This is a genomic window from Tardiphaga sp. 619_E2_N8_4 (genome assembly GCF_051810905.1).
In the GTDB taxonomy this organism is placed as follows: Bacteria; Pseudomonadota; Alphaproteobacteria; order Rhizobiales; family Xanthobacteraceae; genus Tardiphaga; species Tardiphaga robiniae.
Map to the genome: position 1 here is coordinate 304,123 of NZ_JBPWQJ010000001.1, position 18,170 is coordinate 322,292.

14 protein-coding genes are annotated in these 18,170 nt (G+C 62.4%); 7 read left to right on the top strand and 7 right to left on the bottom strand.

All coding sequences use genetic code 11. The features are described 5' to 3' along the window. Positions 1-2 precede the first annotated feature (2 nt). From AB8A23_RS01470 to AB8A23_RS01490, 5 genes are all read right to left on the bottom strand, one after another. The gene (locus AB8A23_RS01470; protein WP_439057091.1) at positions 3-3,143 is read right to left on the bottom strand and encodes an efflux RND transporter permease subunit; all 3,141 of its coding nucleotides are present in this window, start codon (positions 3,141-3,143) and stop codon (positions 3-5) included. Between the two features lie 27 nt (positions 3,144-3,170). Beyond that, on the bottom strand, positions 3,171-4,277 hold the full coding sequence (locus AB8A23_RS01475; protein WP_089262606.1) for an efflux RND transporter periplasmic adaptor subunit: 1,107 nt from the start codon (positions 4,275-4,277) through the stop codon (positions 3,171-3,173). A gap of 112 nt (positions 4,278-4,389) precedes the next feature. Further along, on the bottom strand, positions 4,390-5,736 hold the full coding sequence (locus AB8A23_RS01480) for an MFS transporter (RefSeq protein ID WP_120288329.1): 1,347 nt from the start codon (positions 5,734-5,736) through the stop codon (positions 4,390-4,392). Positions 5,737-5,851: 115 nt separating this feature from the next. After that, a complete protein-coding gene (locus tag AB8A23_RS01485) occupies positions 5,852-6,433 on the bottom strand; it encodes a TetR family transcriptional regulator C-terminal domain-containing protein (protein ID WP_439057090.1) in 582 nt (193 codons plus the stop codon). A gap of 87 nt (positions 6,434-6,520) precedes the next feature. Further along, positions 6,521-7,774 carry an Hsp70 family protein gene (locus AB8A23_RS01490; RefSeq protein WP_439057089.1) on the bottom strand — a complete coding sequence of 418 codons (1,254 nt, stop codon included), beginning with the start codon at positions 7,772-7,774 and terminating at the stop codon, positions 6,521-6,523. 239 nt (positions 7,775-8,013) lie between these two features. Here AB8A23_RS01490 and AB8A23_RS01495 point away from each other — a divergent pair, with 239 nt between their 5' ends. Further along, positions 8,014-10,356: a Tex family protein gene (locus tag AB8A23_RS01495; protein WP_170849759.1), complete on the top strand. Its 2,343-nt coding sequence runs from the start codon at positions 8,014-8,016 to the stop codon at positions 10,354-10,356. Between the two features lie 89 nt (positions 10,357-10,445). On the opposite strand, the gene AB8A23_RS01500 is transcribed toward AB8A23_RS01495, so the two are convergent. Together AB8A23_RS01500 and AB8A23_RS01505 are read right to left on the bottom strand one after the other, a co-directional pair. After that, on the bottom strand, positions 10,446-11,630 hold the full coding sequence (locus AB8A23_RS01500; protein ID WP_439057088.1) for an amidase: 1,185 nt from the start codon (positions 11,628-11,630) through the stop codon (positions 10,446-10,448). 32 nt (positions 11,631-11,662) lie between these two features. Beyond that, positions 11,663-12,898, bottom strand: coding sequence for an amidohydrolase family protein (locus AB8A23_RS01505; protein WP_439057087.1), 1,236 nt, complete (start codon positions 12,896-12,898; stop codon positions 11,663-11,665). 268 nt (positions 12,899-13,166) lie between these two features. On the opposite strand from AB8A23_RS01505, the gene AB8A23_RS01510 reads away from it, so the two are divergent. The 6 genes from AB8A23_RS01510 to AB8A23_RS01535 all read left to right on the top strand — a co-directional run bounded on the left by AB8A23_RS01510 (position 13,167) and on the right by AB8A23_RS01535 (position 18,155). Further along, positions 13,167-13,598 carry a nuclear transport factor 2 family protein gene (locus AB8A23_RS01510; protein WP_439057086.1) on the top strand — a complete coding sequence of 144 codons (432 nt, stop codon included), beginning with the start codon at positions 13,167-13,169 and terminating at the stop codon, positions 13,596-13,598. Positions 13,599-13,707: 109 nt separating this feature from the next. Beyond that, entirely contained in the window at positions 13,708-14,868 is a 1,161-nt protein-coding gene (locus AB8A23_RS01515; protein ID WP_439057085.1) for an ABC transporter substrate-binding protein, read from the top strand. Between the two features lie 6 nt (positions 14,869-14,874). After that, positions 14,875-15,741, top strand: coding sequence for a branched-chain amino acid ABC transporter permease (locus AB8A23_RS01520; protein ID WP_116661402.1), 867 nt, complete (start codon positions 14,875-14,877; stop codon positions 15,739-15,741). Then, complete coding sequence (locus AB8A23_RS01525; protein WP_439057084.1) at positions 15,738-16,676, top strand: branched-chain amino acid ABC transporter permease; 939 nt, start codon at positions 15,738-15,740, stop codon at positions 16,674-16,676. The genes AB8A23_RS01520 and AB8A23_RS01525 overlap by 4 nt, the downstream gene beginning before the upstream one ends. After that, a complete protein-coding gene (locus tag AB8A23_RS01530) occupies positions 16,673-17,452 on the top strand; it encodes an ABC transporter ATP-binding protein (RefSeq protein ID WP_120288321.1) in 780 nt (259 codons plus the stop codon). Before AB8A23_RS01525 ends, AB8A23_RS01530 begins: the two co-directional genes overlap by 4 nt. After that, the gene (locus AB8A23_RS01535; protein WP_175368647.1) at positions 17,445-18,155 is read left to right on the top strand and encodes an ABC transporter ATP-binding protein; all 711 of its coding nucleotides are present in this window, start codon (positions 17,445-17,447) and stop codon (positions 18,153-18,155) included. The genes AB8A23_RS01530 and AB8A23_RS01535 overlap by 8 nt, the downstream gene beginning before the upstream one ends. Positions 18,156-18,170 lie beyond the last annotated feature (15 nt).

Consider the following 18,170-nt stretch of genomic DNA (forward strand, 5'->3'; position numbering starts at 1 on the left):
AGTTATTCGGCAGCAAGCGGAAAGGCCTGTTGCTTGTCGTGATGGTGCGGTGCGTGATGATCCACATCCTCACCCGATCCGCGTTCATCCAGGCTCTTGCGAAACCATAGCGCATAGAGACCCGGGAGATACAACAACGTCAAGAACGTCGCCACAAACAATCCACCCATGATGGTGACCGCCATCGGCCCCCAGAAGGCCGAGCGCGACAGCGGGATCATCGCCAAAATGGCCGCCAGCGCCGTCAGGATGACCGGACGCGCACGGCGCACGGTCGCCTCGACGATGGCTTCGCGGCGGGTCAGGCCGTGCCGCACGTCGGTTTCGATCTGATCCACCAGAATAACGGCGTTGCGCATGATCATACCCGCCAGCGCGATCAGGCCGAGCAGTGCCACGAAGCCGAACGGCTTGTTGGCGACGTTCAGCGCCAACGAGGCGCCGACGATGCCGAGCGGCGCCGTCAGGAACACCAGGATCAGGCGCGAGAAGCTCTGCAACTGCACCATCAGCAGCGTCAGCATGATGATCATCATCAGCGGAAACAGCACGGCGATCGAGGCATTGCCCTTGCTGGATTCTTCCACCGCGCCGCCGATCTCGATGCGGTAGGCCGGCTGCAGGCTGTCGCGGATCTGCTGCAACTGCGGCCAGATCTGGTTGGTGACATCCGGCGGCTGCACGCCGTCGACGACGTCGCCGCGCACGGTGATCGCCATGTCGCGGTTACGGCGCCAAAGGATCGGCTCCTCATGGGCGTATTCGATCTTCGCCACCTGCGACAGCGGCACCGGAACGCCGTTGCGCGAGATGATAGTGAGATCGCCCACACGGCCGAGATCGAGGCGTTCCGACGGAACGGCACGGGCAACGACACCCACTTTCTCGATACCGTCACGCACGTTCGTGACCGACGCGCCGGAGATCAGCATCGCCAGGGATTGTGACAACTCCTGCGGCGTCAGGCCGAGCGCACGGGCGCGATCCTGGTCGACCACCAGCCTGAGGGAAGGTGTCTGTTCGTTCCAGTCGAGCTGCGGATCGACCATATTCTTGTTGGCGCGCATTACTTCGCGCACCCTGTAGGCTATATCCCGCACGGTCGCGGTATCCGGCCCGATGACGCGGAACTGGACGGGGAAACCGACCGGCGGACCGAAATTGAAGCGATCGACGCGCACGCGTGCTTCCGGCAGCTGGCCATCGGCGACGGCCTTCTCGATCTTGGACTTGATGCGCTCACGTGCCTCGACATCCTTGGACACAATCACGATCTCGGCGAAGGCCTCGTTCGGGAGCTGCGGATTGAGGCCGAGCCAGAAGCGCGGCGAGCCGCGGCCGACATAGGCCGTATAGGTGGCGATGTCCTTGTCGTCCTTGAGCAGCTTCTCGGCGTCCTTGACCGCCTTTTCGGTAACGCCAAAGGCCGTGCCTTCCGGCAGGCGCAGCTGCAGGAACAGTTCGGGGCGCTCAGACAGCGGGAAGAACTGCTGCTGGACATGGCCGAAACCGACGATGGCCGCGATGAAGATGCCGACGGTGGCAGCCACCACCTTGATGCGGTGCGTGACGCACCACTGCACGACGCTGCGCAACCCGCGATACATGCGCGTCTCATAGACCGCATGCGGATCGTGATTGGCCTTTCCGTGGGCAGCAAAATTCGGCAGCAGCTTGACGCCGATATAGGGCGTGAAGATCACCGCGACGAACCACGAGGCGATCAGCGATATCGCCACAACCCAGAAAATGCCGCCGGCATATTCGCCCACTGCGGAATTCGCAAAGCCGATCGGCAGGAAGCCGACGGCCGTAATGAGCGTGCCCGTGAGCATCGGAAATGCCGTGGACTCCCAGGCGAAGGACGCTGCGCGCACGCGGTCCCAGCCCTGTTCCATTTTCACCACCATCATCTCGACCGCAATGATCGCGTCGTCGACCAGGAGGCCGAGCGCGATAATCAACGCGCCGAGCGTGATGCGATGCAGGTCCATGCCCATCGCATTCATGACCATGAAGACGATACCAAGCACCAACGGCACCGACAGTGCGACCACGATGCCGGTGCGCCAGCCGAGCGCAAGGAAGCTGACGAACAGCACGATCCCCAGGGCCTCGATGAACGAGTGCGTGAATTCGCCAACGGCGTGTTCGACCACCAGCGGCTGATCGGCGATCTGCTCGACATTGACGCCCTGCGGGACGGCGACCATGAACTCATTCTTGGCCTTTTCGACGTCCTTGCCGAGTTCAAGAATGTTGGCGCCGTTCGCCGTCACCACGCCGATGCCGAGTGCGTATTGGCCCTTCTGCCGGACCTTGAAATCCGGCGGATCGACGAAGCCATGGCTAACCGTCGCGATATCGCCGAGGCGGAACGTGCGCCCGTTACTCTCGACCGGCGTCTCCGCGACGGTTTTGGCGCCATCAAGTGCACCGGTGACACGCAGCGGCACGCGCTGCGACGAGGTTTCCACCGTGCCCGCCGGCTGGATCGCGTTCTGCTTGGCGAGCGAGTCGAACAGCGTCTGCGGCGTGATGCCGAGCGTCGCCAGCTTGGCGTGGGAGAATTCGACGAAAATGCGCTCGTCCTGGGCGCCGTAGAGATTGACCTTGGTGACGCCTTTCACCTTCAGCAGGCGCTGGCGCAGGCCTTCAGCGACCACCTTCAACTGTTTGAAGTCGGCGCCGTCACCAGTCATCATGTAGAGGATGGAGTCGACGTCGCTGAACTCATCATTGACCGTTGGCCCGACCAGATTGGCCGGCAAGCTGCCCTGCACGTCGGCAAGCTTCTTGCGCAGCAGATAGAACAGGAACGGCACGTCCTTGGCCGGCGCATTGTCCTTGAACGTGACCTGCAGCGCCGTGAAGTTCGGCTTCGAATAGGTCTGCACCTTGTCGAAGTAAGGCAGCTCCTGCATCTTTTTCTCGATGGGATCTGCAACCTGCTCCTGCATTTCCTTGGCGGTCGCGCCCGGCCAGATCGCCGTGACGTTAACGACCTTCACCGTGAAGGACGGATCTTCGGCGCGGCCCAGCTTCTCGTACGAGAAGAAGCCGCCGACGCCGAGCGCGATGATCAGAAACAGGATCAGCGCGGGATGGCTGACCGCCCAGGCGGAGAGGTTGAAGCGATGCATCGGCTTCGTCCTTTGAATGCGAGTGTCTTAAAACGACAATGCGGAGACGACGTGGACCTTCAGCGCAGGGTCCAGTTTCTGCACCCCGAGCGTCACGATCTTGGCACCTTCATCGACGCCACCTGATATGATGACGTCGTTGCTCTCATAGGACTTCACCTTGACGGGCTGCAGCGCGACGTCGCCCGATGCGCTCACGACGTAGAGCGAAGGGTTGTTGCCCTGGCTGAACAGCGCCGAGAGCGGCACGCGCGCAACGCGTTCGGTGGCGGGATCGGAGAGCGTCAGCGTCGCCGTCATGCCGAGCGACACCTTGTCGTCGGCCTCGGGCAGCGAGAACTTGGCGAGATAAGTGCGCGTCGCGGTGTCGGCATTGGGCGCCAGTTCACGCAGCTTGGCAGCATATTGCTTGCCGGGCTCGGACCACAGCGTCACGCTAGCTTTGCCTTCCTTGGCGCGGCCAACCAGCGTTTCCGGAATGGAAACCACCGCCTCCTTCTCGCCGAAACGCGCGACACGGATGGCGGCCTGCCCTGCGGCGACGACCTGCCCGGCATCGATCAGCGTCGCGGTGACAACGCCGCGGGTGTCGGCGATCAGCGTCGCATAAGAAAGGCTGTTCTTGGTGAGTTCGACCGAGCGTTCGGCGCGATTGAGACGCGCGCGGGCTTCGTCGCCTGTGGCCTTGGCCTGATCGAGCTGTGCCTGAGTGGACCAGCCCTTGGCGCGCAATTCGGTGGCGCGGCCCTCGGCTGCAGTGGCATTGGCCAGCACGCCCGTGGATGCGTTGAGTTCGGCGACGGCCTGCTCGGCCTGCAGCTTCAGATCGACCTCGTCGAGCGTAGCCAGTGGCTGGCCGATCTCGACGTTCTGGCCGACCTCCACGAGGCGCTTGGCGACCTTGCCGGTCACCCGGAAGCCCATATCGGTCTCGATCCGCGGGCGGATGGTGCCGACGAAACTGCGCTGCGGCGATTCCGGCTCGTAATGCACAGTCGCGACCAGCACGGGGCGGGTTGGCTTGGCTTCCGCCTCAGTTTTCTTGCCGCATCCGGCCAGAGCAAGGGCCGGGATCAGCAAGAGCGCGGCAGCGAATGGCTTGCGGGAAGCGCTGACTTTGGTGTGGCCGAGCATCACGAGCGTCCTTCGAATGAATGTTCGAAGGGAATTTAGGCGTGACCACTGACGAATGTCAATATTCGTCAGTGGTCACAATTTCGGCAGATTGCCGCACCCCATCCCGGCCTTATTTCACCCGCGCCGGTTTGCCGGTAGCCGCGAACTCCGTTGCTGTCCCGTGATTGCCGACCAGCACGAGAATACCGGCGACCAGCGGCATCGCCGCCAGGACCAGAAGCCCGGTCGAGGTGCTGCCCGTCAGCTCCTTGACCCAGCCGATCAGATAGGGACCGCCGAAGCCGGCGAGATTGCCGATCGAATTGATCAGCGCGATGGCGCCCGCGGCCGCCGTGCCGCTGAGCCACGCAGTCGGCAGCGTCCAGAACAAGGCGAAGGTGCAGAACACGCCGATCGCAGCGATCGTCAGCGCGACCATGGTCAGGGTCGGATTGGTGGAGATGCCGGACAGTGCGAGCGCCACGGCGGTCAGCAGCAGCGGCAGACCGACATGCCAGACGCGTTCGCGGGTCTTGTCGGAATGCTGCGCCCACAACACCATGGCAATGGAGCCGAACAGATAAGGGATCGCGGTGACGAAACCGGTCTGCAGGTTGGTGAAGCCGAACGCCTTCACGATCTGCGGCAGCCAGAACTGCATGCCATAGAGGGCGCCGACAAAGCCGAAATAGACCACGCTCAGCATCAGCACCTTCGGCGACGACAGCGCCTGCCCCAGCGTCATGCCATGGGCGCTCTCCTTGGCAAGGCGCTCGCCTTCAAGCTTGTCGGACAGCCACATCTTCTGGTCGGGCGTCAGCCATTCGGCCTTTTCAGGCTTGTCGGTGAGATAGAACCAGGTGACGACGCCGAGAATGACCGAAGGAATGCCTTCGATGATGAACAACCACTGCCAGCCCTTCAGGCCCATGACACCGTCGAGCCCCAGCAGCATGCCGGAGATCGGCGCGCCAATCACCGTGGATACGGGCACCGCGATCGCGAAGGCGGCGAGGAAACGCGCGCGATATTCTGCCGGAAACCAGTAAGTGAGATAGAGGATAATGCCGGGGAAGAAGCCGGCCTCAGCGACACCGAGCAGAAAGCGCAGCGTGTAGAAGCTCCACGGGCCACTGACGATCGCCATCAGCGCGGAGATGATGCCCCAGCTCACCATAATGCGCGCGATCCAGCGGCTGGCGCCGAATTTCTCCAGCGCGATATTGCTGGGAACTTCAAAAATGAAATAGCCGATGAAGAAGATGCCGGCGCCCCACGCAAAAACGGTGGGCGAGAAATTCAGCTCGGCATTCATGGTGAGCGCGGCGAAGCCAAGATTGACGCGGTCGAGATAGGCCAGGAAATAAGCCAGCACCAGAAACGGGATCAGCCGCCAGGAAATGGCGCGGATGGTTGAGGCTTCGATGTCGGATTTCGCGCTGCGCGTGGCGCGCGCGCCGACGGCGGTCTGGCTCATGGTTCACTCCCGGTCGCTTGTTGTCGGCGACGGCCTCTGCGGGCCGCGCTGTCATGTCGCACGGTTTAGCGAAAGACCCGGGGAGCGGCAATGTCTGTGCAGAGCAGCAATCAGCTCAGCGCAGCACCTGCTTGAACAGCACCTGCGCGAAGCGCTCAATCGGTGCCGGGCTGCGTTCGGCTTTCGACAGCAGGTTGGCGCCCTGCAGCGAGGAGACGATGAAACCCGCAACCTCCGCGCATTTGAAGTCGGCCGGCAGCTCGCCGGCTTTCACCGCGGAGGTCAGGCATTCAGCAATACTCCGCTGAACATCGGCGAAGATCGTCAGCAGCCGGTCGCGAATGAGGTCGCTGTGGTCGCTGGCTTCTGCCGTGAAGTTGCCGAACAGGCAGCCATTGCACATCTGGTCTTCGGTGAGCCGGGCCACGTTGGCATCGATATAGGCGCGCAACCGCGCCAGTGGCGACAGGCCTTCATTGCGCAGCGTCTGCGCCATCAGCTCGCGGCCCTTCGCGAAATAGAGATCGATGATCTCGAGGCCGAATTCTTCCTTGGAGGTAAAGTGGTTGGTGAAGGTGCCCTGCGGCACGCCGGCGGCATGCACGATGTCGCGAACACTGGCCCCCGCATAGCCGCGCGCATGCACGACCGCGAGGCCTGCGGTGAGAATCCTGTCGCGATTCGAGAGCTTCGCCATGGGCTTAATATGGTTGCACCGGGCGCCGGATCAAGCGACGGCCACGCATAGCCACAAGGCGTTCGGGCCTTGTCCGGCCCTCGGCGTCTAACCCTGCCCGTAGCGTCGGGCCGCCTCGACAGTCAGACCCTTGCCGACGGCCCCGAACGTGTCGCCATCGATGGCGCGGGCGGCCGGCAGGGCCGCCGTGATCGCCTTGCGGACATGGGCGAGCTGCACCGAACCGCCGGTCAGGAACACCGCATCGATCGCTTCGGGCTTCAATCCGGCCTGGTTCAGGCAGATCTTGATCCGAGCGGTGATCCGATCGGCAAGCAATTGGGTATGGCTGACGAGTTCCTTGCGGGCGACGCCGGCCGCAAGGCCAGGCTCGATCCAGTCCAGCGCGATGCTCGATTTCGGCTTGTCGGACAGGCCAATCTTGGCGCCCTCGACTTCCATGGCCAGTGTGTGGCCGCGCTGCTCGTCCAGTACGCGCACGAGACGGTCCAGCAGCTCCGGCTGCTGTGCCTCATAGCGCACCTGTTTCACCTCATTCATGACCTTGGAATCGTACATCCGGTTGATGCTCGACCAGGTCGCCAGATCGTGGAAATAGCCTGACGGCACATCGAGCCCCGCGCGCTTCATTGCCGAGCGATAGCCGAGCAGCGGCATGATCACGCCGAGGCTGAGATGTCTGTCGAAATCGGTACCGCCGATGCGCACGCCGTCATTGGCGAGAATGTCGTCCTTGCGATCGGCAAGACGGTGCCGCTCGGGCGAAAGGCGCACGATGGAGAAATCCGACGTGCCGCCGCCGATATCGGCGATCAGCGCGATCTCCTCCGAATTGATCTGGCGCTCGTAATCCAGCGCCGCGGCAATCGGCTCGAACTGGAACGTGACGTCCTCGAAGCCGACGTCTTTCGCGATGGCGCGCAGCGTAGCTTCGGCCTTGGCATCGCCCGCCGGATTGTCATCGACGAAATGGACGGGACGGCCATGGACGACTTGGCGGAGTTCAAGCCCTGTGGCCTGTTCCGCACGCCGCTTCACCGCACCGAGATAATAGGCGATGACATTGCGGAAGCTGACGCGTTCGCGGCCGACGCGCGTCGTCTCGTCGATCAGCGACGTGCCAAGCACGGATTTAAGGCTGCGCATCAGGCGGCCAGGCGCCCCCTCGACATAGGCTTCGATCGCTTTGCGGCCGATGAAGGCGCCGGTATCGGCCTTGTAAAAGATCGCACTCGGAATTGTGACATGATAGTCTTCGAGCGCCGCCAGCACCGGAACATCATTGATGACCGTGCCTAGCGTCGTGTTCGACGTCCCAAAATCCAGACCACAAACCGACATTGCCGCTCCCGAAAGGAACGTCCGTCTACACAGTTCGCCGGCCGCGATCTAGCATTATATTTTTGCACAGCCGCGCTGTCATGAAGCGCATCGAACACTGCAATTTTCGAAGCAAAACAACGCGATCCACAGAACAATCGACTGCATCCGGCGGGGTTGATGAATCGTGCGGCATCGGTCCATAAGCGTTTTGCGACGGCGGTATGACCCGCCACGGAATTTCGAAGGAATCTCTACGCGTGGCAAACATCAATCAGAAGATCGCAGACGAACTTGGCGTGCGCGAACAGCAGGTCGCGGCGACGGTAGAACTGCTCAACGGCGGCGCAACGGTGCCCTTCGTTGCACGCTACCGCAAGGAAATCACCGGCGGTCTCGATGACGCGCAGCTGCGCACGCTGGAAGAACGCCTGACCTATCTGCGCGAACTCGAAGAACGCCGCCTCGTGATTCTGGAATCGGTGCGCGAACAGGGCAAGCTCGATGCCGCGCTCGAAACGGCGATTATGACCGCCGACACCAAGGGCCGTCTCGAGGACATCTATCTGCCGTTCAAACCGAAGCGACGCACCAAGGCCGAGATCGCCAAGGAAGCCGGCCTCGAGCCGCTGTCTGAGCTGCTGCTCACCGAGCCGCAGAACGATCCGAAGAAAGTTGCAGAAGCTTTCGTCAATGCCGAGAAGAACGTCGCCGATGTCGCCGCTGCGCTCGACGGGGCGCGCGCCATTCTTGTCGAGCGCTTCGCCGAGGACGCCGATCTGATCGGCGCGTTGCGCGAGCAGATGTGGTCGAACGGCCTGATGGCCTCGACCGTGCGCACCGGCAAGAAGACCGAAGGCGAGAAGTTCAAGGACTATTTCGACTTCAGCGAACCGCTGCACAAGCTGCCGTCACACAGAATTCTCGCGCTGTTCCGCGGCGAGAAGGAAGAGATCCTCGATCTCGCGATGCAGCCTGAGCCGGTGCCGGCGACGCCCGCCCCGACCACCACACCGAGCTCCTATGAGCTGAAGATCATGAATCGCTTCGGCGTTTCCGATCAAGGCCGCCCCGGTGACAAGTGGCTGACCGAAACCACGCGCTGGGCCTGGCGGACCAAGATCCAGGTCCATCTCAACATCGACCTGCGCATGCGGCTGTGGACGGCGGCGGAAGAAGAAGGCGTCCGCGTCTTCGCATCGAACCTGCGCGACCTGCTGCTCGCAGCGCCTGCCGGCGCGCGCGTCACCATGGGTCTCGATCCCGGTTTCCGTTCGGGCGTGAAAACAGCGATTATCGACGCCACCGGTAAAGTCGTCGCAACGACCACGATCTATCCGCATGAGCCGCAGCGCCAGTGGGATGCGTCGCTGGCGATCCTCGGCAAGCTTGCCGTGCAGCACAAAGTCGACCTGATCGCCATCGGCAACGGCACCGCTTCGCGCGAGACCGACAAGCTGGCGATGGAGCTGGTGAAGCTGCTGCCGGATTTGAAGATGTCGAAGATCGTGGTGTCGGAAGCCGGCGCCTCGGTCTATTCGGCCTCGGCCTTCGCTTCTGAAGAACTGCCCGAGCTCGACGTCACGCTGCGCGGCGCGGTGTCGATCGCGCGCCGCCTGCAGGATCCGCTGGCCGAACTGGTGAAGATCGATCCAAAAGCGATCGGCGTCGGCCAGTATCAGCACGACCTCGGCGAGAGCAAACTGGCGCGGTCGCTCGATGCCGTCGTGGAAGACTGCGTGAACGGCGTCGGTGTCGACGTGAACACGGCATCGGCGCCGCTGCTGGCACGCGTGTCCGGCATCGGCACCGGTCTGGCGCAGAGCATCGTGCAGCACCGCGACGCCAACGGCCCGTTCAAGTCACGCAAAGCGCTGAAGGAAGTGCCGCGGCTTGGCCCGAAGGCGTTCGAACAATGCGCCGGCTTCCTGCGCATCAATGATGGCGAGGATCCGCTCGACAAGTCCGGCGTGCATCCGGAAGCCTATCCGCTGGTGCGCAAGATTCTCGAAGCTACCAAGAGCGACATCAAGGCGCTGATCGGCAATGCCGAGATCCTGCGCAAGGTGCAGCCGAAGACCTTCGTCGACGACACCTTCGGTCTGCCGACGGTCACCGACATTCTGAAAGAACTCGAAAAGCCCGGCCGCGACCCCCGCCCCGCCTTCAAGGCTGCGGTGTTCATGGAAGGCGTCGAGAAGCTGAGCGACCTCAAACCCGGCATGGTACTCGAAGGCACTGTGACCAACGTCGCTGCCTTCGGCGCCTTCGTCGATATCGGCGTGCATCAGGATGGTCTGGTGCACATCTCGGCGATGTCCAAGACCTTCATCAAGGATCCGCGCGAGGTCGTGAAGTCAGGCGACATCGTCAAGGTGAAGGTGCTGGAAGTCGAAGTCGCTCGCAAGCGCATCGCCCTGACGCTGCGCATGGATGACCCCGTCGGTGCCAAGGCCGACCGCCCGCAAGCCGATCGCGGCCCGCGCTTCAACGAGCGCCAGATGACGTCGCGTGCTCCGGCGAAGCAGGAGAGCAGTGGCGGTGGTGCATTTGCAGAGGCACTCCGCCGCGCGGCCGAGAAGGGCGCGGGGAAGGCGAAGTAACTCTCCCCGTCATTGCAAGCGAAGCAATCCAGAAGCCAAAAGCGAAGTCTGGATTGCTTCGTCGCAAATGCTCCTCGCAATGACGGCTGTTAGGCCTGCGCCCTCCCCAACTCCACAGCCAACTGCAGAATATCCTCATCGCAGTCCCGCGCGCCCATGATCGACAACCCGATCGGGCAATCGTCGAGCTTCGCTACAGGCATTGAGACCTGCGGCGTGCCGGCATGGCCGGACACACACAGCAGTTCGATCGCGCGGGCGCGGAACACGTCGAGCGTCGCATCCGGTGTGTTGCGCAGCGGCGCAATGCCCGGCGCGGTCGGCAGCAGCAACACCGTATCGGTCGGCAGCAGCGACAGCACGCGTTCAACGATCGCCATGCGCATGGCGTGCGCGGCCGCGATCTCGGCGGGATCGAGTACCGCCGCAGCCGCGAAGCGTTCCTTCACGCCGGGGCCAAGCTTCGGCTGGGTCGCCTTGATCCATTCGCCCTGCGCGGCCCAGGCTTCTTCCGACTGGACTACACGGAAGGTGTTGCGCCAGACGTTGAGTTCACCGCTTGCGACATCCACCTCCTCGCTCGCGCCAACCAGCGCCTTGATGCGATCGACCGACGGCTGCAGCAGGTTGCGAACCTTCTCATCGACAGCGCCAAACAGGTCGCTTGCGATCAAAACCTTCTTCACCCGACGCGGAGCACGCGCATTGTCGAGCAACACCTTGCCGACCTCGGCCATCAATTCAGGCGTGCGCGCAAACCAGCCGACAGTGTCGTAACTCGGCGCCAGCGGCACCGCGCCATCGAGCGGAATACGACCATGCGTGGTGCGAATGCCGTAGACACCGCAATAGCTGGCGGGCAAACGCACCGAGCCGCCGGTGTCGGAGCCGATGGCGAAGTCGACCAGCGCGCCAGCGGTCGCAGCGGCCGACCCGCTCGACGAGCCGCCGGGGATGCGGCCGGGCGCAGCGGGATTGATCGGCGTGCCGTAGTGCGCGTTCTCGCCATTCAGGCTCCAGGCCAGTTCATCGGTGTGCGTCTTGCCGACCAACTTCGCTCCGGCATTGAGCAGGCGATCGACGACCGGCGACGATTTTGTCGGCACCGGATGTGTCGCCAGCCATTCCGGGCTGCCGGCGCCGGTCGGCACATTGGCGAGATCGAAGAAATCCTTCAGCGCAAAGGTGAGACCCGCGAGAGGCCCCTCTGTCGTCGTCTGCACTTCGATGTGGCCATGATCCACAAAGGCGTTGAGCGTGTCATTGATCGGCATAGAAGTCTCCGTACGACAAAAGGACGCCCGCTTCAGTGGGGCTTGAGCAGACTCGCAGCCGGCCTGATGAAGGTCCTGATGCCATTCTTGAAACCGAACAGCGGCTGCGCGATCTCGCATACCGCCTCTGCCTTGGTCTCGCAATCGAGCACCACGAGATCGGCGGGATTGCCGACGGCGATGCCGTAATGCTTCAGGTTGAGCAGCCTCGCCGGTGCGGACGTCACGAGGTCGAGACATCCGGCAAGGTCGTCCATGGCGCCGACCTGCATCACATTGGCGTAGAGATTGATCATGCGGATCAGCGAGACATCGCCGAACGGCGTGAACGGATTGAGCACGTTGTTGGTGGAGATATTGGCGTTCACGCCAAGCGCACGGAGCTTGTGCGCCGAGGTGACGCCGCGCGGCACATTGTGATCGTGGTCGCGGCCAGTGAGGAACAGGTCGGTCGCCGGCAACACCGTGACCGCGACGCCGGCATCGGCGAGCCGTTTCGCCGCCACCGCGAAGGCCACAGGCGGCATCGCCGACAATTTGGTGGCATGGCCGATGGCCACGCGGTCGCCCCAGCCCGTGGCCTCCGTCATGCGGCAGACCTCTTCGTAGTCGGATCTCGTTGGGTCGAGATCGAAATCGAGGTGGAAATCGATATCGACGCCAAACTCCTGCGCCATGCCGAAGATTTTCGCGATCTGGCCGTTCGAATCCTTGTCGATATAGGGCACGCCGCCGATCAGATCGGCGCCTTCCTTCATCGCTTGCAACAGGATCTCCTCGCAGCCGGGATCATCCAGCAGACCCTCCTGCGGAAACACGCAGAGCTGCAGATCGATCGCCCAGGCGTAATCCTGCTTCAACTTCTTCAGCGCGCGAAAACTGGTCAACCCGATACGCGGATCGACCTCCACATGCGTGCGCATGCGGTTGGTGCCGTGCTTGATCGCTTTCTCCAGCGTCTGCGATGCGCGTGCATAGACGTCCTCTTCGGTGAAGTCGCGTTTGGCCCGGGAGACTTCGCTGATCACCTCCGCGAGCGTACCATTCGCGCAATTGCAGCGGCCGAGGAGACAGGATTTGTCGAGATGGATATGCGTCTCCACGAAGCCCGGCACGAGCAGCCGGCCGCCGACATCCTGATCCGGCGCGACGCCGCGCGGCAGGCCGATCTCGATGGCCTCGAACCGCCCGCCGCGAATGCCGATATCCACCGGACCATCGGGCCGGTCGGCAATGCGCGCGTTGCGCAGGATGAGATCGAAGGTCATGGGAGGACTCCTGAAGAGGCCACGCCGCCGATCGGGACGTAGCGAAAGCATATGCGCGGGCAAGCAAGGCATGTGCCAAGACGCATGCGATTCAGTCTCTGATTAACTACCTGAAAATACACTAATATCTTCAAATATCCCTTCAGAGAACGCCCAATAATTAGTCGTGGCACACAAGAATTGTATACGATCTGACGCATCTACCGAATACAATTCTGGCGCCGGTTTTGCTATGATGGCGCCAGCATCTGTCCGCAGGAGAAACCCGATGTCGCAATCCCCCACCGCGCTTGCGCCCGTCACCGATGAAACCGCCCAGGCTGCCGACCTCGTCGAGCGGTTTCTCGTCGCCTCCATGGTGCCGGACCCGGAAACCGCCGGCACCTTGATGTCGGCCGACGTCGCGATCACCTTCACCGGCGGTCGCAAGTTCAAGCATCCGCGCGATGCCACCGCCTTCAACGCCATGCGCTACAAATGGGTGAAGAAGAAGATGGAGCGCACCGACGCGTCGCCGGGGAATGGCGAGACCATCGTCTACAATACCGGAACGCTCTTCGGCGAATGGCATGACGGCACGCCGTTCGAAGGCAATCGCTATGTCGATCGCTTCGTCGTGCGCGGCGGCAAGATCGTGAAAATGGATGTCTGGAACGACAGCGCCGAACGCATTCTCATACGCATGGATATCGAAGCGTAGCGTAAACACGGCGGCTTGATCGCCGCCGGCATTCAGCACCTCGAAATGTCGACGATCTGGCACTCAGCTTGCATACAAAATGCAAGCTGAGTGTAACCAGGGAACGTCGATGTTGCAGGGATTCTCCAAGACCATGATGACAGGCGCGGCGCTGCTGTGCCTGATCGATGTCACCAACACTGCCAAGGCCGATGCAGCGGCCTGCCCAGCGACGATCCCGTTCGGATTGACCACGCCGCTGACTGGTAACCTTGCGTTGCTCGGCACCCAAGCCCGCAACGGCGCTGAATTCGCTGTCGACGAGATCAACGCCGCCGGCGGCATTTCCGGCAAGAAGATCGCACTCACCACCGAGGACACCGGCGCCTCGTCGACCGACGCTCTGAATGCGATGAATCGCATCATCGAGAGCAAGCCGCTGGTCATCATGTCGTCGATGATCTCGCCGCATGTGTTTGCACAGACCGAGAGCGTCAACAAATCCGAGACCCCGTTCATCGTCGGCGCCACCAACGCGAAAGTCACCGCGCAGGGTTCGAAGTGGCTGTTCCGCACCCACGCCCATGACGGCCAGCTCGCCGAGCTGATCCCCGAATATCTCGTGAAGTCACTGAAGAAGACCAAGCCCGGCATTCTCGTCGTTGCCGACGATTACGGTCTCGGCGCGTCGAAGGGCATTCAGGCGGCACTCACCAAACTCAATGTCACGCCGGTCGCGACAGCCTCTTATGCCCCGTCCGACAAGGACATGAGCGCGCAGCTTCTGGAGATCAAGGACAAGGGCGCCGACAGCCTGATCCTGTTCGGTCGTCCCTCCGACATCACGCTGGTGCTGAAGCAGATGGGCGATCTCGGCATCAAGCTGACCACCATCGGCAATACCAGCATTGTCGCGCAGACCACCCTGAACAATCTGTCCGCAGCCGAAGCCGACGGCAACTACGCGATCGGGGGCATGATCCCCCAAACCTCGACCGATCCGAAAATTCTGGATTGGGCAAAGCGCGTGCAGGACAAATACAAAGTGCCGGCCGACAACTTCACCGTCTCCTATTACGACTCGGTCTTCATGCTGAAGTCGATCATTGAGAAAGTCGGCTGCGACAAGCCGGCGATCCGTGATGCCCTTGCCGCCACCAAGGACTTCAAGGGCATGCTGATCTCCTACCAGGCCGATGCCAACGGCGACCTCACCCATACGCTCGGCATCTATCGCAACAAGGGCAAGACCCCGGAATTCACCGGACCAATCAAAGAGAGCGGGTTCTAAAACTTCATGGGCCAACTCGTCGTCAACGGCCTGGCGCTCGGGAGCATCTATGCTCTCGTGGCGCTGGGTCTGCTGCTGATTTTCAACACCGTTCAGATCGTCAATTTCGCGCAGGGACAGTTGTTGATGCTCGGTGCCTTTATCGGTATTTCGGGCGCGGTGACGCATGAACTGCCGATGGCGCTGGCCTGGGCCTCCACCATGCTGGCGATGGCGCTGATCGGCATCGTCTTCATGGTGCTAGTCTACTTCCCGCTGCGCGGGCGCCCCCCGTTCCTGGTGATCCTCACCACCATCGCCATGGGCATTGTGCTGGAGAACATCGCGCTGATCATCTGGGGGCCGCTGCCGGTGTCGCTGCCTTCGCCGGTGCGCGGCCCGCCGCTGCGTTTTGCCGGTGTCGTCATTTCGATGCACCAGCTCTTCATCTTCTGCACGCTCGCAGTGATCCTGCTGCTGCAATATCTGATGCTCACCAAAACACGCTTCGGCATCCTGATGCAGGCCACTGCGCAGGACCTGCACACCGCGCGGCTGGTCGGCATTCCCGTCAACCGCACCATCGCCGTCGCCTTTGCCTTTGGCGCGATCCTGTCGGGTATCGCCGGCCTGCTGGTGGCACCAATTTTCCTGGCCGAGCCGACCATGGGCGGCAGTCTGGGTCTCAAAGGCTTCGTCGTCAGCGTGATCGGCGGCTTTGGCAATCTGCCGGGCGCGGTGATCGGCGGCCTGTTTCTCGGCCTGATCGAGACCTTCGGCGCGCGCTACATCTCCTCGAACTTTCGCGATGCCTATGCCTTCATCGTGATGATCGCCGTGCTCGTGGCCTGGCCGCGCGGACTGTTCGGCGAGAAGAGCAGCGAGAAGGTATGACAGTGAAACACTGGTTTCCGCTCGCGCTTGGCGTTGTGGTGGCGCTGCTGATCCCGGCAGTGACCCATGACAACTATGTCATTCAGCTCCTCAACATCGCCATTCTCAACGCCATCGTCGTGCTCGGCCTGAACTTCGCCACCGGCTGGGTCGGCCAGATCAATTTCGGCCAGGCCGCATTTTACGGCCTCGGCGCCTACACTACAGGCATCGCCGCCAAAGCCGGATTGCCCTGGATCACGACGCCATTCCTGTCGGTGGTCATCGTGATGGCGGCGAGCCTCGTGCTTGGCCTGCCGACGTTGCGGCTGCGTACCTATTATCTCGCAATGACCACGATCGGCTTCGGCGAGATCGTCCGTCTGATCATCGTGCATTGGGAGCCGGTGACCGGCGGCACCTCCGGCCTGCGCGCGATACCGGGTATCGGCGTGTTTGGAATCGGCCCGCAAGGACAGGTTCAACATTACTATTTGCTAATCGCAGTGCTGGCGATTGCGGCCCTCGTCGCCGCGCGGATTCGGCAATCGTCGCTCGGCCGCGCCATGATCGCCACCAAGGATTCCGAGATCGCCGCCGAGCAGAGCGGCGTCGACACTACGCGTACCAAGCTGATCGCTTTTATAATCGGCGCGGTCTATGCCGGCCTCGCCGGTTGCCTCTACGCCTCCTCGATCCGCTTCATCAGCCCGGACAGCTTCTCCGGCACCCAGGCCATCCTGCTGATGACCATGCTTATCGTTGGCGGCATGGGCTCGATCCCCGGCTGCATCATCGGCGCCGTCGGCCTGACCATTTTGCCGGAGGCGCTACGTTTCCTCGGGCAATGGTACCTCGTGCTTTATGGCCTCGGCGTCATCGCCGTGATCGTGCTGGCGCCCGGCGGCCTCGCATCGCTGGCATCACGGCTGCCACGCTGGGCAGGTGCGCGATGACGGATCAAGCGATCATCACCGCGCGCGGCGTGACGCGCCGTTTCGGCGGCCTTGTCGCGCTCGACGACGTCGATCTCGACGTCCCCAAGGGAATCGTGCAGGCGATCATCGGCCCCAACGGCTCGGGCAAGACCACGCTGCTGAATGCGCTGTCCGGCGCCTCACATGCCGATGCCGGTTCGATCCGCATCGACGGCAAGGAGATCTTCCGCCTCAGGCCCAACCGCATCGCGCGGCTCGGGCTGGCACGCACGTTCCAGAACATCCGGGTGTTCTCCAATCTCACCGTGCTGGAAAATGTGAAAGTCGCTGCAGCCTGCAACACGCCCATGTCGATGCTCAACATCATGCTGTCGAACGGCACGCAGCGACAACGCGAGGCTGAGATCGAGAGCACCTCGCGCGAAGCGCTGGAGATCGTCAGCCTCGCCGCACGCGCGGACGATCGCCCGACCCAGTTGCCCTATGCGCAGCAACGCCTGCTGGAAATCGCCCGCGCACTGGCATCGAAACCGAAGGTGTTGCTGCTGGATGAGCCCGCCGCCGGCATGAACATGACCGAGAGCATGACCCTGCTCGACACCATCGCGAAACTGAAGGGCAAGGGCATCACCATATTGCTGGTCGAACACAATGTACGACTGGTGATGGGGATCAGCGACCGCGTGGCCGTATTAGATTTTGGGAAGAAGATCGCTGAAGGCGCGCCAAGCGCGGTTCAGCAAAACCCATTGGTGATCGAGGCCTATCTCGGCAGGCGGCATCGCCATGCTTAAGATCGAGAACCTCCATGTCTCCTACGGCCACATCGAAGTACTGAAGGGCATCTCGTTCAGCGTCGAAATGGGCGAGATCGTCGCGCTGATTGGCGGCAACGGCGCCGGCAAAACGACAACCCTGAGCACCATCTCCGGCCTGCTGCGACCAACGTTCGGCTCGATTTCGTGGAAGGGCGAGGCCATCCACGGCACCGCTGTGGAAACCATCGTCGGCGCCGGCATCGCGCATTGCCCCGAAGGCCGCCGGATATTTCCGGGCCTCACCGTGCGCGAGAACCTGATCACGGGAACGGCGTCCCGCGCCTACAAGAAGGCCGAGGTCGAAGACGATCTGGCGCTGGTGTTCGAACTGTTTCCACGACTGAAGGAGCGCATCAAGCAAGGCGGCTGGTCGCTGTCGGGAGGCGAACAGCAGATGCTTGCGATCGGCCGTGCGCTGATGTCGCGGCCGAACCTTCTGATGCTGGACGAGCCGTCACTGGGCCTCGCACCCATCGTGATCGAACAGGTGTTCGACAAGATCGTTGAACTGAACAAGCGAACCGGGCTTGGCGTGTTGCTTGTCGAGCAGAATTCCGCGATGGCGCTGGAGGTTGCGGCACGCGCTTTCGTGCTGGAAACCGGATCGATCACACTGTCCGGACCGGCATCCGTTCTGGCAGACGATCCGCGTATTCGCGAGGCGTATCTGGGTGGGTAGCTATTGGCCTCTCCT